The organism is Aeromicrobium sp. WCS2018Hpa-31, from assembly GCF_031843905.1.
Taxonomy (GTDB): Bacteria; Actinomycetota; Actinomycetes; order Propionibacteriales; family Nocardioidaceae; genus Aeromicrobium.
In genome coordinates this window covers 226,706-241,832 of record NZ_JAVTJF010000007.1, presented here as the reverse complement: position 1 = coordinate 241,832, position 15,127 = coordinate 226,706, and the positions used below count along the sequence as shown (strand labels likewise).

Below are 15,127 nucleotides of genomic sequence, written 5' to 3'. Positions count from 1 at the left end.
TGGTCGGTCGTGAACGGGGAGGTCAGGTGGTCCAGGGCGCCGTGAGCTCGCGCAACGAGGCGTAGGCGTCACGGACGTGGGGGAGGGGGGCGGCCTCGAGCACACGGCTCTCGGGCAGCGCCCACACCGGCGGCTCGGCGGAGCCGGAGAGCGACCAGGCGGCCTGTCGGGCCGCGCCGAGGGCGACGTACTCCGCGTCGCCCGGGAGCGTGACCGCTCGGCCGAGCACGGCCGGCGCCAGAGCCTGGACGGCGCGGTTCCGCGCGCCACCACCGATCAACAGCACTCGCTCGACGGTGCCGGGCCTGTCGAAGCCCTGGGCGACCGCCTCGAGGGCGTCGGCGAGCGAGCAGAGCAGGGCCTCGACCGCTGCCCGTGCGACGTCCTCGCGGCTCGTCGAGGGGGTCAGTCCGGCCCAGGTGCCGGTGGCGTCCGGACGGTTCGGACTGCGCTCGCCGGCGTAGTAGGGGCTGACCGTGAGCCCGTGGGCGCCGGCCGGTGCCGCGAGGGCCAGGTCCGCGAGGCCGTCGTGGTCGACCCCGAGAAGCCTCGCGTGCAGGTCGAGGATGCGCGCGGCGTTCATGGTGGTGGCCATGGGGAGGTACCGGCCGGTCGCGTCGGCGAAGCCGGTGACGACGCCGGTCGCGTCGGCGACGGGCTTCTCGCTGACCGCCGACGCGACCCCGGAGGTGCCGATCGACAGCGACACGTCGCCGGCCACCAGTCCGAGGCCGAGGGCCGCGGCCATGTTGTCCCCGGTGCCGGCGGCCACGACGCACCCGTCGGCGGTCGTCGTCACCTGCTCCGCCGGCTGGGCGACACGCGGCACGTGCGGGACGCGGCCGAGCGCCAGCTCCAGCAGGTCGGCCCGGTACGCGTCGTCGACGGCGGAGTAGTAGCCCGTGCCTGACGCGTCGCCGCGGTCGGTCACGGGCTCGGCCCGCTGACCCGACGCGTGCCAGGTCACGTAGTCGTGCGGCAGCATCACGCGGACGGTCCGCCGGGCGGCGTCGGGCCGGTGGTCGCGGAGCCAGCGCAGCTTGGTGATGGTGAAGGAGGCCACGAGCACGCTGCCCACGGCCTCGGCGCACGCAGCGGGGCCGCCCATCTCCTCGACGAGGTCCGCCGCAGCAGCGGCCGAGCGGGTGTCGTTCCAGAGCAGGGCGTCGTGCACCGGGAGGTCGTCGGCGTCGAGGGCCACCATGCCGTGCTGCTGACCACCCACGGCCAGCGCCGCCGCCCGCGGCAGCAGGGGCCCGGCGGCCTCGTCGAAGGCGGCCAGCCAGGCGCGGGGATCGACGCTCGAGCCCTCGGGGTGGCGGGCGGTGCGCGACTCGACGACGGTGCCGTCGTCGGCGTCGACGAGCAGCGCCTTGGTGGACTGCGTCGAGGAGTCGACGCCGAGGACGAGAGGCATCCTCCGATTATTCGTTCAGTGCCCGAACAAAGTCAAGGCCGAGCGTGGCCCACGTCACGATCGCTTCACGGGACCGCGTGGTGCTGGCCTCCTGATGCTCGACGCCTCGACGTCCCTCGTTCACCAGGCACGGATCTGCTGAGGTCATGACCAGCATCGAGTCCTCGCCACCGGCCGGCCCTCCGGACCCGCCGCCTCCGTCCCGCCGACACGTCCTGACCGGTGCCGCCATCGGCGCCGGGGCCGTCCTGTGGCCGACGACCGCCTCGGGGGCCGCCGTCGACCGCCGGGCCCACGCCGTCGCGCTGCGGCGCACCCCGTTCACGCTCGGCGTCGCGTCGGGCGACCCGGTTCCCGACGGGTTCGTGCTCTGGACCCGGCTCGCCCTCGACCCGACGGCAGCCGACGGGCTCGGCGGGATGCCCCAGCGTCCGGTCGAGGTGAGCTGGCAGGTCGCCGCCGACGACGGCTTCCGCCGTGTGCTGCGCAGAGGCAGCGTGACGGCCCTGCCGCGTGACGCGCACAGCGTGCACGTCGAGGTCGACGGCCTCGACCCCGGCCGTGAGCACTGGTACCGGTTCCGTGCGGGGCGCCACGTCTCGACCGTCGGACGGACCACGACGTCGCCCGCAGCCAGCAGCATGCCGACGTCGCTCAGCATGGCGTTCGCGTCGTGCGCCCAGTACGAGCACGGGTTCTTCACCGCGTACCGACGTCTGGCCGAGGACCGGCCCGACCTGGTCCTGCACCTCGGCGACTACCTCTACGAGTACACCGCGAACGACTACGTGGCCCCGGGTGGGAACGTGCGCAACCACGAGGGGCCCGAGACGGTCGACCTCGCCTCCTACCGCCAGCGCCACGCGCAGTACAAGGCCGACGCCGACCTGCAGGCCGCGCACGCCGCAGCACCCTGGCTCGTCGTGTGGGACGACCACGAGGTCGACAACAACTGGGCGGGTGGGACCCCGGAGGACCCGCTCGAGACGCCCGGGTTCGCCGCCCGGCGTGCAGCCGCGTTCCGTGCCTACTACGAGAACATGCCGCTGCGACGCTCCTCGATCCCGCGCGGGGACCACCTGCAGCTCTTCCGGCGTCTGCACTGGGGCAGGCTCGCGTCGTTCCACATGCTCGACACCCGGCAGTTCCGCGACGACCAGGGGTGCGGTGACGGCTACCGGGCCGACTGCCCGGCCGCGGTCGACCCGAACCGCACGATCGTGGGTCCGGCCCAGGAACGGTGGCTCCTCGACGGCTTCCGCCGGTCGCGGGCCCGGTGGGACGTGATCGGCCAGCAGGTCTTCTTCGCCCAGCGCGACAGCACCGAAGGACCGGTCAAGACGGTCTCGATGGACGCCTGGGACGGCTACCAGGCCTCACGCGACCGCATCACGCGTGGCTGGGTCGACGCCGGCGTGCGCAACCCGGTCGTGCTCACCGGGGACGTGCACGCGCACTGGGCGTCCGAGCTCAAGCTCGACTACGACGACCCGACCACGCGCAGCGTCGGGACCGAGCTGGTGTGCTCGTCGGTCACCTCGGGCGGCAACGGGGCGGACGGCCCCGTGGACGGGCACGCCTGGCTGCGGTGGAACCCGCACCTGCGCCTCCAGAACAACCTCCGCGGCTACGTCCGGACCAGGATCACGCCCGAGGACATGACAGCGGAGTTCCGCTGCCTCGCCCAGGTCCGGGCGCCGGGGGCCGAGGCCTTCACCCGGGCGACCTTCGTGGTCGAGGACCGGGTCCCCGGGCTGAACCTCGTGCAGGACCGCGGTGTGCCCGGAGCCCGGACGTTCGCCGGGAGGTCGGCCGAGCAGGACACGCGCGAGACGATCGAGCGGGAGACGGACCGGCCGGACTGAGGCGACGGCTCACCAGGTGGGGGGACGAGGTGGCGGGCCTAGGCTGGCGGGGTGACGATCCACGACGAGCACCCCTTCGCGTCCCCCGAGGGTGACCGGGACGGGTTCCGTCGTCTGCGCGGACGCCTGCCCGCCGCCGTGACGGTGTGGGCGGCAGGGGAGGGGCGGGCGCGCGTCGGCCTCACCGTCTCCTCGCTGCTGCTCGGCGCCGGCGATCCGCCCAGGGTCCTGGCCCTCGTGGACGAGGAGTCGACGCTGTGGGACGCGCGGCCGACCACGGTGGTCGTGAACGTGCTCGGCCCCGACCACGCCTTCCTCGCCGACGCGTTCGCGGGGACCGCACCGGCCCCGGGAGGACCGTTCACCCTCGGGACCTGGGACGACGGCCCCTGGGGCCCGCGGCTCGCCGACGCCGTCGGCTGGGTGGGGGTGCGTCTGGACACGACCGAGCCGCGTCGCGAGGGCTGGGGGCTGCTGCTCGCCGGCACCGTGGAGCACGTCGACCTGCGGGACGGGGAGGCCCTGACGCACGTGCGGGGCCGCTACCGGACCTGAGCGGAGGCAGACGGCGGGGGTGGGACGGGATCGCTAGACTGACCGAATGGCGTTGCTCGACCAGATCACCGGCCCCGCGGACCTGCGGGCCCTGTCCGACGCCGAGCTGGAGACCCTCGCGCACGAGATCCGCGAGCGGACGATCGACGCGGTCGCCGCGCACGCCGGTCACCTCGGGCCCAACCTCGGCGTGGTCGAGCTGACCCTCGCCATCCATCGCGTCTTCGAGTCCCCGCGCGACCGTGTCGTCTGGGACACCGGGCACCAGGCCTACGTGCACAAGATGGTCACGGGGCGCGCCGGCGACTTCGACACGTTGCGCCAGGAGGGTGGCCTGTCGGGCTACCCCTGCCGCGGCGAGTCCGAGCACGACTGGGTCGAGAACTCGCACGCGTCCACCAGCCTCTCCTACGCCGAGGGCATGGCGCGGGCCAACCAGGTCCTCGGCCGCGACGACCACGTGGTGGCCGTCATCGGCGACGGCGCCATGACCGGCGGCATGGCCTGGGAGGCGATCAACAACATCGCGGCCTCTCAGGACAGGCGCCTCGTCATCGTGGTCAACGACAACGGCCGGTCGTACCAGCCCACGGTCGGCGGCCTCGCCAACCGGCTCACCGACATCCGGACCAACCCGCGCTACGAGCCGGCCCTCAGCGCCATCCGCGACCGGCTCAACCGCGGCGGACCGGTCGGACCCGCGGCCTACGGCGCCCTGCACGCCATCAAGAAGGGCGTCAAGGACGCCCTCGCGCCCCAGGGCATGTTCGAGGACCTCGGTCTCAAGTACGTCGGTCCGGTCGACGGTCACGACCGCGCGGCGCTCGAGCAGGCGCTCACGTTGGCCAAGCGGTTCGGAGGGCCCGTCCTCGTGCACGTGCTCACGACCAAGGGGCAGGGCTACGACATCGCGGTGGCCAACGAGAACGACCAGATGCACCAGGCCCCGCCCTTCGACCGTGAGACCGGCGACGCGGTCTCCGTCGCCCCCGCGGGCTGGACCTCGGTGTTCCGGGACGAGGTCGTGCGGATCGCCGACGAACGCCCCGACGTCGTCGGCATCACGGCGGCCATGCTCTACCCCGTCGGTCTCGACGCGTTCGCCGACAAGTTCCCCGACCGGGTGTTCGACGTCGGCATCGCCGAGCAGCACGCGGCCACCAGCGCGGCCGGCATGGCCATGGCGGGCCTCCACCCGGTGGTGGCCGTCTACGCCACGTTCCTCAACCGCGCGTTCGACCAGGTGCTCCTCGACGTCGCCCTGCACCGTTGCGGCGTGACCTTCGTGCTCGACCGGGCCGGGGTCACCGGTGACGACGGCGCCAGCCACAACGGCATGTGGGACATGTCGATGCTGCAGATCGTGCCGGGGCTGCGGCTCGCCGCGCCCCGCGACGGCACGCGGCTGCGCGAGCTGCTGCGCGAGGCCGTGGCCGTCGACGACGCCCCCACGGTGGTCCGCTTCGCCAAGGGCGCCGTGCCCGCCGACGTCGACGCGATCGACACGGTCGGCGCCGCCGACGTCCTCGCGCGCGGGGAGTCCGACGACGTGCTCGTCCTCGCCGCGGGATCCATGGTGCCCGTGGGCCTCGGAGCCGCCGAGAGGCTGTCCGCCGACGGACTCGGCGTCACGGTCGTCGACCCCCGCTGGGTCAAGCCGTTCGACCCGGCCGTGGTCGCGCTCGCGGCCTCCCACCGCCTCGTGGTCACCATCGAGGACAACGGTCGCATCGGCGGTGTGGGTGCCGCGTTCACGCAGGCGCTGCGCGACGTCGAGAGCGACGTGCCGGTCCGCGTGCACGGTGTCGCGCAGGAGTTCCTCGACCACGCCAAGCGCCCGGTGATCCTCGAGCGCCTCGGCCTCACGCCCGATGCCGTGGCCGCCGACACCCGTGCCGCCTGGCAGCGGGTCGTCGGGAACAATCTCGAGCCGTGAGGCCTTGACCATGAAGTGGCCCTCTCGACGTGACCCCGAATCCCAGGACCCGACCCCGCGTGGCGACGGACCGGTCCTCATCCATGCCCTCGACGGCTTCCTGACGGCGGGTGGGGCCTCGCGGATCGCGGCCGAGCACCTCGTGAGCGGGCGGGGCGAGGTGGTGCGCAGCTTCGACGTCGACGAGCTCTACGACTACCGCGCCCGTCGGCCCATGATCACGTTCCGGCAGGACCACTACGTCGACTACGACGAGCCCCGCCTCGACATCGTGCGCGAGCACGACCGCTCCGGCACGCCGTACCTGGTGCTCGCCGGTCCCGAGCCGGACTTCCGATGGGAGTCCTTCGTCGACGGCGTGCAGGAGGTCGTCGAGGACCTCGACGTCAGCCTGACCCTGGGCCTGGGAGCCGTGCCGATGGGCGTCCCGCACACGCGGCCGCCCATGATCACGGCCCACGGCTCGCGACCGGAGCTCGTCGACCGCAAGAACCTGTGGCAGGCGGAGGTGCGCGTGCCGTCGTCCGCCCAGTCGCTCCTGGAGTACCGGTTGACGCAGCGCGACATCGACAGCGCCGGCTACGTGGTCCACGTCCCGCACTGCCTCACCCAGGTCGACTACCCGCCGGCCGCGCTGGCGCTGCTCGAGGCGGTCGTCGACCGCACCGGGCTCGACCTCGATCTCGACCCGATCCGCGCGGTGCAGGGCGCCACGGTGGCCGACATCGAGCGGCAGATCGCCGAGCAGGGCGGCGCCGAGGTGCTCTCGGGGCTGGAGGAGCAGTACGACGCCTTCACCCGTGGAGCGGCCCAGTCGCTGCTCGCCGACGACGACTCGATCCCGAGCGGCGAGGAGCTGGCCGACCAGTTCGAGCAGTTCCTGGCGCGGCAGCGCAAGAACGACGAGGGATAGCCCGACCACGAGCGTCGGCCCGGCACCTGCTCAGGTGCCGCCTGCGTCGGCTGCCGGCACGGGATGCGTGCTCAGGAGGCCGGTGGGCCCCGAGGGCCGAGCGTGCCGCCGGCGACGGTGGACCACGACGGCAGCGACGACGCAGCCGAAGGAGCCCAGCGCGAGGTCCGCGAGGGTGTCCCCGTAGGCACTCCGGCGCTCGCTGGACCGACTGATGAAGGCGAAGTACTCCGCGATCTCCCAGAACACCGCAGCCGGCACCCCGAAGGCGAGCGACCGCTCGAAGGTGGCGCCGAAGGTCGCCGTGCGGGGCAGCGTGAGCAGGATGAACGCGGCCGCGAGGAGGCCGGTGTTCATGAAGTGCATCCAGTCGTCGAACCAGACGATGCGGTCGTAGAGGTCGAGCCGGTTGCCGAGGACGTCGGTGAAGCAGGTGATGGTGACCATGAGGTCGGCCGCCCAGGGGAACGGACGACGCTCGCGCCAGAAGATCCACCAGACCACCGGGACGGTGAACGAGAGCAGCGGGTAGGCGACGGCTCGAAGACCGGCCGCCTTGTCGGCCATGTTGCCGAGGTCCGGCGCGGACATGGCCAGCGCCAGGAGCAGCACGAGGGCGGCCTTCGCGACGAGGTCCAGGGTGCGGACGAGCTGCGGGACGGGGTGGCGCGTGGGAGCGGGAGCGACGGACATCTGTGTGAACTCTAGGTGATGGGCCTGGACGCCGGGTCCCCGCTGCGGCGAGGCCGTCGCGTCGGGTCCTGGCGTGGGTGAGGCCTCGAGTCGATACGATCTCGGCGTGCCCGCCTCACTGGACCAGCTCGTGACCCTCCTGGACCTCGAACCCCTGGAGGTCGGCCTCTATCGGGGCGGGCAGCCGGAAGGATCGAGCCTCACCCGTGTCTTCGGTGGTCAGGTGGCGGCGCAGGCGGTCACGGCCGCGCAGCTGACGGTCCCGGAGGACCGCTACATCCACTCCCTGCACGCCTACTTCCTGCTCGGCGGCGACCCGTCGATCCCGATCGTGTACGACGTCGAGAACGTCCGCGACGGTGGCTCCTTCACCACGCGCCGGGTGGCCGCACGCCAGCACGGCGAGACCATCTTCTACATGACCGCCTCGTTCCAGAAGGCCGAGGAGGGCTGGGACCACCAGGACGTCATGCCCACGGTCCCCGCGCCGGCGGACTCCACACCGCTGCTCGAGGTGATCCGCGCCGTCCGTCCGGACGAGGTCGACACCTGGAAGCGGGAGTGGTCGTCCTTCGACCTGCGCTACATCGGCGACAACCGACCGGAGGACGACCCGACCCGGCAGAGCGTCCCCGCGGTCCAGCGACTCTGGTTCCGCGCCGACGGCACGCTCCCGGACTCGCGCATCGTCAACACGGCGGCCTTCGTCTACATCAGCGACTTCAGCCTCCTCGGCGTCGCGCTGATCCCGCACGGACAGTTCATCGGCTCCCCGGAGGTCGTCCCGGCCTCGCTCGACCACACCATCTGGTTCCACCGGCCCATCCGTGCCGACCAGTGGCTGCTGTACGACCAGACGTCGCCGTCGGCCTCCGGCGCCCGCGGGCTCAGCACGGCCCGCGTGTTCACCGAGGACGGCACGCTGGTGGCCACCGTGGCCCAGGAGGGCCTGATCCGTCGCCGTCGCTCCTGAGCGGACCTCCGCTCAGGGGGTCCCGAAGGTCAGCGCCGACGGGTGCTGCGGGCCCGTGTGGACGGTCATCGGGGCCAGCGAGGGCAGCAGGGAGCCCAGCGTCGGCAGCAGGTGCGGCACGTCGAACCCCTGCACCGAGACCCGCAGGCGGTGCCCCTTGGCGAGTCGGGCGCGCGTGGGAAAGACCTCGACGTCGACCGGGGCGACGGTGCCGGCGGCCAGGGGCTTCTGGGCCTGCTTCGTGAACGGGTGGTGAGGCTGGACCAGGGTGCCGCGGACGTAGCGGGAACGGGTCGTGTCGAGGGCTCGGTGGGACACGACCTGCCAGCCGCCGGTGAGCCGTGAGACGGTCCCGTCGGGCGCCACGTCGGAGACCGTGACCGAGAGCATCCCGTCGCCCGTCGGCGTCGACGTGTACAGCCGGGCGTTGAGCGGGCCGTGCACGACGACGTCGGAGGTCAGCGGTGCGGTCTCGAAGACCGGCCCGAGGGTGTCGTTGAACTGGTTGTTCGTGAAGCAGGGCAGGTCGGGCATCACCAGTCCGACGACGCCGGCCGTCCACTGGTTGGTGGACCGGCTGCACAGACCCTGGACGGGGATGGCGGGCACGGTCGTCCGGCCGGCGGTCGGCGTGCCCGTGGTCAGGCCTCCGGCCGACCCGGCGGTCCGGGCGGTCCCGCTGAGGCGGAACGTGCGCGGCGTGAGGCTCGACGGCATCCACTCCGTGCCACGGACCCAGCGTCCGCTGCCCTGCTCGAAGTAGCTGAGCCCGGCGATGTCGGAGAGTCGCTGGTTCGGCAGCTTCTTGACGTAGTGGTCGAACCACCGGAGCTGGAGCTCGCCGAGGCTGCCGTAGCCGGCCGACTCGAGGCCATGGCCGCCGGAGGCCTGGAGGTGGTCCCACGGGCCGACGATCATCTTGGTGGGCACGTCCCGACGTTGGAGGTTCTCGTAGAGCAGGGGAGTCCCGCGCTGGAAGAGGTCGTACTCGCCGGCCACCAGGAACGTGGGCGTGGTGATCCTCGAGACCTCCTCGATGGGGGAGCGCTGCGTGTAGAAGGCGCCGTCGTAGGCGGGCTCACCGCCACCGAGGGCACTGACGAGGAGGTTGAGGCTGAAGGCGCCGTTGCCGAGCAGGTGCGTGACGAGGGTCCCGAGGCCCCCGGCCGGGTCGGTGGCGGAGAGGTAGGGCGGGATGATCGCGGTGCCGTTGACGAGACCGATCCACAGCGGGATGAACCCGACGTCGAGCGCCCCGCCGGAGGCGACCACGTCGCGGTACACGTCGGCGGCCGGGACCTGCGGGAAGATCGCCTTGAGGCCGGCCGGTCGGTCGGCGGCCGCGAACATCTGTGCGATGCCCATGTAGGAGGGCCCGCGCATGGCGGTGCTGCCGTTCGACCAGGACTGCTTCGCGGCCCAGGTCATGACCTCGCCGAAGTCCTTGCCCTCCCGTGAGCAGAAGGCGCACCAGGTCCCGGCCGAGCTTCCCGTCCCGCGGGCGTCGACGGTCAGCTGCAGGTACCCACGCTTGACCAGGTAGGAGCCGTCGCCGCCACCCAGGCCGCCGGCCTGGTCCTGCACGTTCTTGTTGTACGCGGTGATGGTGACGACCACCGGGAGCCGACGGGTCTCGACGCGTCCGGTGGCGTCGACCGGCCGCATGAGGTTGCCCCTCAGGACGGTCCCGTCGGACATCGGGATCGCCAGGTCGCGCTCGGTGGTCGTCGTCGGGTACTGCTCGGGACGTGGCGACCACGCACCCGTGGCCTGCGCGGGTCCCGCTGCCGCGGCCACCGACCAGGCAGGTGCACCGGAGGCGGGCGAGGGTGCCGCCGCGGAGGCGGGGACGCTCGCGAGCGCGACAGCCGTCGTCGCGGCCAGGGCGGCCGCGACGACGGCGAGGGGACGACGTGTGGTGCGACGGGTCATGGTGGGCTCCTCCTGGGGTCCAGGAGGTCCAACGACGAGACGCCCGTCACGTCACTGCCCGGTCTGTCGCTCAGGACGGGGTGATGCGTCCGACCAGGTGCGTGGAGTCCTTCTTCTGCGCACGGACCCCGAAGTCGGTGCCGTCGTCGCCGGTCGTCGACCCGAACACCACGGTCGTGGGCAGGAGCACCGGCTTCTTGAACTCCACGTCGACGCTGAACGCGTCGGGGAGCCGGTTCTGCAGGCCCGCCAGGCTGCGGGCCTTCGTCCACATGCCGTGCGCGATGTTGCTCGGGAAGCCGAACGCCTTCGCGGTGACGGGGTACAAGTGGATGGGGTTGCGGTCTCCGGACACCGCGCCGTAGCGCCGGCCCAGGTCACCCGCGAGCCGCCAGTGGACGACGCCCCGGGGAGCCTCCACGCCCTCCAGGGGCGCGGGCGACGTCTCCGGCGCTCCGCCACGACCACGCGAGAAGAGCGTCGTGACCTCGTCCCACACGAGCTCGCCGTCGATCGTGACGGCCGTGAGGAGGTCGACGAGTCGTCCCTTCGGGTGCGGTCGCAGGTCGGCGGCCCGCACGGACACGTCGAACACCTCGTCGACGCCGATGGGACGGTGCTGCGTGATGCGGTTCCGCAGGTGCACCAGACCCATCGGGGCGAAGGGGAACGCGGTGTCCGTCATGAGTGCCATGTGCAGGCCGAACGCCGCCATGTGCGGGTACGTGGCGGGCAGGTGCTCGACGTGCGGGAAGCCGCACACGTCGAGGTAGCGCTCGAGGTGTGCCGGGTCCGTGCCGACGCCGGAGCGCTCCAGCACGAGGTCGGGCACCGCGCCCGACGCGTGCTTGACCCCCGGCAGCGAGCCCACGACGGGCAGGGCCGGCAGGGCGGCCTTCAGCATGAGAGGCAGCGTGGACGGTGCGTCCTCGAAGCGCCTGGTGGTCACGAGGCCCCCAGCAGCATCTGGCCGTTCACGCCGAGGACGTTCCCGCTCACGGCACCCGAACCCGGGTTGGCGAACCAGGCGATCGCCTCGGCCACGTCGACCGGCAGCCCGCCCTGGGACATCGAGTTCATGCGGCGCCCGGCCTCGCGGATGCCGAGCGGGATGGTCTTGACCATCTCGGTCTCCATGAAGCCCGGGGCGACGACGTTGGCCGTGATGCCGTCGGCGGCGACCCGCTCGGCGAGGGACTGGATCCAGCCGATCACGCCGGCCTTGGCCGATGCGTAGTTCGTCTGGCCGTTGTTGCCCGCGATGCCGGCGATCGACGCGATGCCGATGATCGTGCCGCCGGTGTTGACGAGGCCCTGGGCCAGCAGCTCGTCGGTGATCCGCTGGGGCGCGCCCACCGAGATGTCGACCACCAGCTGCCAGTTCTCGGCCTTCATGTTCCGCAGGCGCTTGTCGCGCGTGATGCCGGCGTTGTGCACCACGACGTCGACCGCGCCGTAGTTCTCCTTGACGTAGGCGGCGATCGTCGCAGGGGCGTCGGGCGAGGTGATGTCACCCACGATGTAGCCGCCGCCCAGCTCCTCGGCGAGGGCCTTGAGGTCGCCCTCGAGCGGCGGGACGTCGAGGCCGATGACGGTGGCCCCGTCGCGGGCGAGGGTGCGCATGTCGGCCTCGCCGAGGCCGCGCGAGGCGCCCGTGACGAGCGCGACCTTGCCGGCGAGCGGCTTCTGGAGGTCCGTCGGCTCGGTCACCTTCGTGATGCCGGTGGAGCCGATGCGGACGACCTGGCCCGACACGTAGGCGGACTTGGCGGAGAGGAGGAAGCCGAGCGTCGAGGCAATGGACTTCTCGGCGCCCTTCGCGAGGTAGACGAGGTTGGCCGTGCTGCCGGCCCCGACCTCCTTGGCGAGCGAGCGGGTGAAGCCCTCGAGGGCACGCTGGGCGACCCGCGCACCCTCGGTGGAGGCGTCCTCGGGGACGGAGCCGACGACGACGATCCGGCCACAGCCCTGCAGCTGACGGAGCACCGGGGTGAAGAACTCCTGGAGCGCCACCAGCCCGGCGGCGTCGGAGATGCCCGTCGCGTCGAACACGAGGCCCTTGTAGCGCTTGCCCTGGGCGGGCACGCCCGTGGCCTCGATCTTGTCGGCCTTGAGCGCCGCGGTGATCGCCTTGGAGACCGTCCCGGCCTTCGCCGTGCCGGTGAGGACGGTGCCGTCGACCAACGGGCCGCCGTCGTAGCGCTCCAGGTACGGAGGGTTCGGCAGTCCCAGGTTCTTCACGAGGAACTTGCCGATCGGGTTGTGGGCCAGGTCCTGGTAACGATCGCTCATCAGGGTGTGTGTCCTATCTCTCGCATACCATCGGTATCTGGAATCGCACGTGAACTGTAACTTGGAGTGACAACCGCGTCCACCGGGCGTGGTGAGGCGCACACCGCACGGTCTCGGCCCTGGCCGGGACCCTCGCGGGCTGTCGGCTCACCCTGCCGCGTGGCACCATCGTCCCGCACGCACCAGCCCGGTGTCGCACGACCCGCACCACCACCTCGCCCACCCCGAAGCGCAAGGAGCACGCGCCATGGCGGAGAACACCCCCGCGAAGAAGACGGCCGCGAAGAAGTCACCGGCCAAGAAGGCCCCCGCTGCCAAGAACGCCGCGACCAAGACCGCCGGCACGAAGGCCGCGACGAGCGCGGCTGCGGCCGGCGCCTCCGGCAGCGAGCAGACCGTCCGCAAGGTCGTCGTCGTCGGCGGCAACCGGATCCCGTTCGCCCGGTCGAACACGGTCTACCAGAACGTCTCCAACCAGGACATGCTCACGGCAGCACTCGACGGTCTCGTCGAGCGCTACGACCTCGAGGGCGAGAAGGTCGGCGAGGTCGTCGCCGGCGCCGTGCTCAAGCACAGCCGCGACTTCAACCTGGCGCGCGAGACGGTCCTCGGGTCCAAGCTCTCGCCCGAGACGCCCGCCGAGGACATCCAGCAGGCGTGCGGCACCGGTCTGCAGGCCGCGTTCCAGGTCGCCGCGAAGATCTCGCTCGGCAAGATCGAGTCCGGCATCGCCGGCGGCACGGACACCACGTCCGACGCCCCGCTGGCCGTGGGGGACAAGCTGCGCAAGATCCTCATCGAGGCCAACAACGCCAAGGACAACAAGGGTCGTCTCGCCGCCATCGCAAAGATCCGTCCCGGCTACCTCGCCCCCGACCAGCCCCGCAACGCCGAGCCCCGCACCGGGCTGTCGATGGGTGACCACCAGGCGATCACGACCCATGCCTGGGGCATCACCCGCGAGGCCCAGGACGAGCTCGCGGCGGCCTCGCACCAGAACCTCGCCGCCTCGTGGGACGCCGGCTGGCAGGACGACCTGGTCACGCCGTTCAACGGCGTCACCAAGGACAACCACCTGCGCCCGGACTCGACGGTCGAGAAGCTCGCCAAGCTCAAGCCGGTCTTCGGCAAGCAGCTCGGCGACGAGGCGACCATGACCGCCGGCAACTCCACCCCGTTGTCCGACGGTGCCTCCGTGGCACTGCTCGCCTCGGAGGAGGAGGCGCAGCGTCGCGGCTGGACGCCCCGTGCGTACTTCGTGGACTACGAGACGGCGGCCGTCGACTACGTGAGCGGTGCCGAGGGCCTGCTCATGGCCCCGGCGTACGCCGTGCCGCGCATGCTCGCCCGCAACGGGCTCACCCTGCAGGACTTCGACTACTACGAGATCCACGAGGCCTTCGCCGGCCAGGTGCTCTCGACCCTCGCCGCGTGGGAGGACCCCGACTTCTGCAAGGAGCGTCTGGGCCTGGACGTCCCGCTCGGCTCGATCGACCGCAGCAGGCTGAACGTGAAGGGATCCTCGCTCGCCGCAGCGCACCCCTTCGCTGCCACCGGTGCGCGGATCGTCGCCAATCTGGCCAAGCTGCTGCACGAGAAGGGCCCGGGCAGCCGCGGTCTCATCTCGATCTGTGCGGCCGGCGGCCAGGGCGTCGTCGCCATCCTCGAGGGCGCCTGACCCTTCGGCACCGACGACAGGACCCCCACGGCCCAGCCGTGGGGGTCCTGTCGTGGGGGTCCTTCGCGTCGGGCGTGCGTCCTGCGGGACGAGGTGGGTCAGCGGCCTCGCGCCATCGCGAGGGCGCCGCGCAGCAGGTGGTCGAGGAGGTCGTCGGTCACGACCGGGTCCACGACGGGGAGCCCGGAGATGTGCTCGCGGACGGAGATCTGCAGGTGCGCCAGGTTCAGGGCACCGAGGCCCTGCGTGTAGAGGATGTTGGCGAGGAGGTTCGGGTCGGCCACGGCGAACTCGCCCTCGGCGTCCCCGGCCTCGAGGACCCGCACCACGTGGCCGAGGCAGGCGCTCATGGCGGTGCCGAGCCGGATCATCACGTCCTCGCTGACCTCCTCCATCAGCTCGACGCCGCGCCGACGCAGCAGCGTCTGCGCACAGTCGACGAAGGCCGGGTGCTCGAGTCCGTAGCCGAAGAAGGCCCGCACGAGCGCGTCGAGGCGCTGGGGGCCCGTGCGGTCCGGGTCGTCACCCGGCGCCAGTGCCTCGTCGAGCTCGGTCAGGTAGCCCAGGAGGGTCACCGCGAACAGCTCCTCCTTGCTGGAGAAGTGCCGGTAGATGATCGCCCGGTTGATGCCGACGGCCTTGGCGATGTCCTCGATCTGCGCCTCGCGCACGCCGCGTTCGTCGAAGAGCGCCCTGGTGGCGGCGACGATCTCCGCCGAGCGTGCGGCGCGTCGCTGCTCGGTGCGGGACCGGGGCCCGCGCGGGGCGCCCACCGTGGGGGCGGACGTCGTCCCACCCTCGTCGTGGGTCTCGCCCGTGCTCGTCTCCGATGCAGACATGCATGCATCCTAGGTGTGGCCGATCACGGCCCCG

12 protein-coding genes are annotated in these 15,127 nt (G+C 72.1%); 6 read left to right on the top strand and 6 right to left on the bottom strand.

Going from position 1 to position 15,127, the window contains the following annotated elements; genetic code table 11:
- Positions 1-22 precede the first annotated feature (22 nt).
- Positions 23-1,417 carry a xylulokinase gene (gene xylB, locus RQG84_RS11400; RefSeq protein WP_311210120.1) on the bottom strand — a complete coding sequence of 465 codons (1,395 nt, stop codon included), beginning with the start codon at positions 1,415-1,417 and terminating at the stop codon, positions 23-25.
- A gap of 146 nt (positions 1,418-1,563) precedes the next feature.
- Between xylB and RQG84_RS11395 the strand changes: the two genes are divergently transcribed.
- Genes RQG84_RS11395 through RQG84_RS11380 form a run of 4 tightly spaced genes read left to right on the top strand, consistent with a single transcriptional unit; the run spans position 1,564 to position 6,686 of the window.
- On the top strand, positions 1,564-3,282 hold the full coding sequence (locus RQG84_RS11395; protein ID WP_311210119.1) for an alkaline phosphatase D family protein: 1,719 nt from the start codon (positions 1,564-1,566) through the stop codon (positions 3,280-3,282).
- Positions 3,283-3,333: 51 nt separating this feature from the next.
- Complete coding sequence (locus RQG84_RS11390) at positions 3,334-3,837, top strand: flavin reductase family protein (RefSeq protein WP_311210118.1); 504 nt, start codon at positions 3,334-3,336, stop codon at positions 3,835-3,837.
- A gap of 46 nt (positions 3,838-3,883) precedes the next feature.
- Positions 3,884-5,773 (top strand): 1-deoxy-D-xylulose-5-phosphate synthase, encoded by a 1,890-nt coding sequence (dxs, locus tag RQG84_RS11385; RefSeq protein WP_311210117.1) that lies wholly within the window; start codon positions 3,884-3,886, stop codon positions 5,771-5,773.
- Positions 5,774-5,783: 10 nt separating this feature from the next.
- Positions 5,784-6,686, top strand: a complete 903-nt coding sequence (locus RQG84_RS11380) for a PAC2 family protein (protein ID WP_311210116.1) — start codon at positions 5,784-5,786, stop codon at positions 6,684-6,686.
- A gap of 30 nt (positions 6,687-6,716) precedes the next feature.
- Here RQG84_RS11380 and RQG84_RS11375 read toward each other — a convergent pair whose 3' ends face one another.
- Positions 6,717-7,379: a hypothetical protein gene (locus tag RQG84_RS11375; protein WP_311210115.1), complete on the bottom strand. Its 663-nt coding sequence runs from the start codon at positions 7,377-7,379 to the stop codon at positions 6,717-6,719.
- A gap of 106 nt (positions 7,380-7,485) precedes the next feature.
- Here RQG84_RS11375 and RQG84_RS11370 point away from each other — a divergent pair, with 106 nt between their 5' ends.
- A complete protein-coding gene (locus RQG84_RS11370; protein ID WP_055967940.1) occupies positions 7,486-8,352 on the top strand; it encodes an acyl-CoA thioesterase II in 867 nt (288 codons plus the stop codon).
- Between the two features lie 12 nt (positions 8,353-8,364).
- Here the strand turns inward: RQG84_RS11370 and RQG84_RS11365 are convergent, their stop codons facing one another.
- From RQG84_RS11365 to RQG84_RS11355, 3 genes are all read right to left on the bottom strand, one after another.
- Entirely contained in the window at positions 8,365-10,284 is a 1,920-nt protein-coding gene (locus RQG84_RS11365; RefSeq protein WP_311210114.1) for a CocE/NonD family hydrolase, read from the bottom strand.
- A 70-nt stretch (positions 10,285-10,354) separates the two neighbouring features.
- Positions 10,355-11,233, bottom strand: a complete 879-nt coding sequence (locus RQG84_RS11360; protein WP_311210113.1) for a MaoC/PaaZ C-terminal domain-containing protein — start codon at positions 11,231-11,233, stop codon at positions 10,355-10,357.
- The gene (locus RQG84_RS11355; protein ID WP_311210112.1) at positions 11,230-12,576 is read right to left on the bottom strand and encodes a 3-oxoacyl-ACP reductase; all 1,347 of its coding nucleotides are present in this window, start codon (positions 12,574-12,576) and stop codon (positions 11,230-11,232) included. The genes RQG84_RS11360 and RQG84_RS11355 overlap by 4 nt, the downstream gene beginning before the upstream one ends.
- A gap of 247 nt (positions 12,577-12,823) precedes the next feature.
- On the opposite strand from RQG84_RS11355, the gene RQG84_RS11350 reads away from it, so the two are divergent.
- Positions 12,824-14,254, top strand: a complete 1,431-nt coding sequence (locus RQG84_RS11350) for an acetyl-CoA C-acetyltransferase (RefSeq protein WP_311210111.1) — start codon at positions 12,824-12,826, stop codon at positions 14,252-14,254.
- A gap of 98 nt (positions 14,255-14,352) precedes the next feature.
- Here the strand turns inward: RQG84_RS11350 and RQG84_RS11345 are convergent, their stop codons facing one another.
- Entirely contained in the window at positions 14,353-15,093 is a 741-nt protein-coding gene (locus RQG84_RS11345) for a TetR/AcrR family transcriptional regulator (protein WP_311210110.1), read from the bottom strand.
- Between the last annotated feature and the right edge of the window lie 34 nt (positions 15,094-15,127).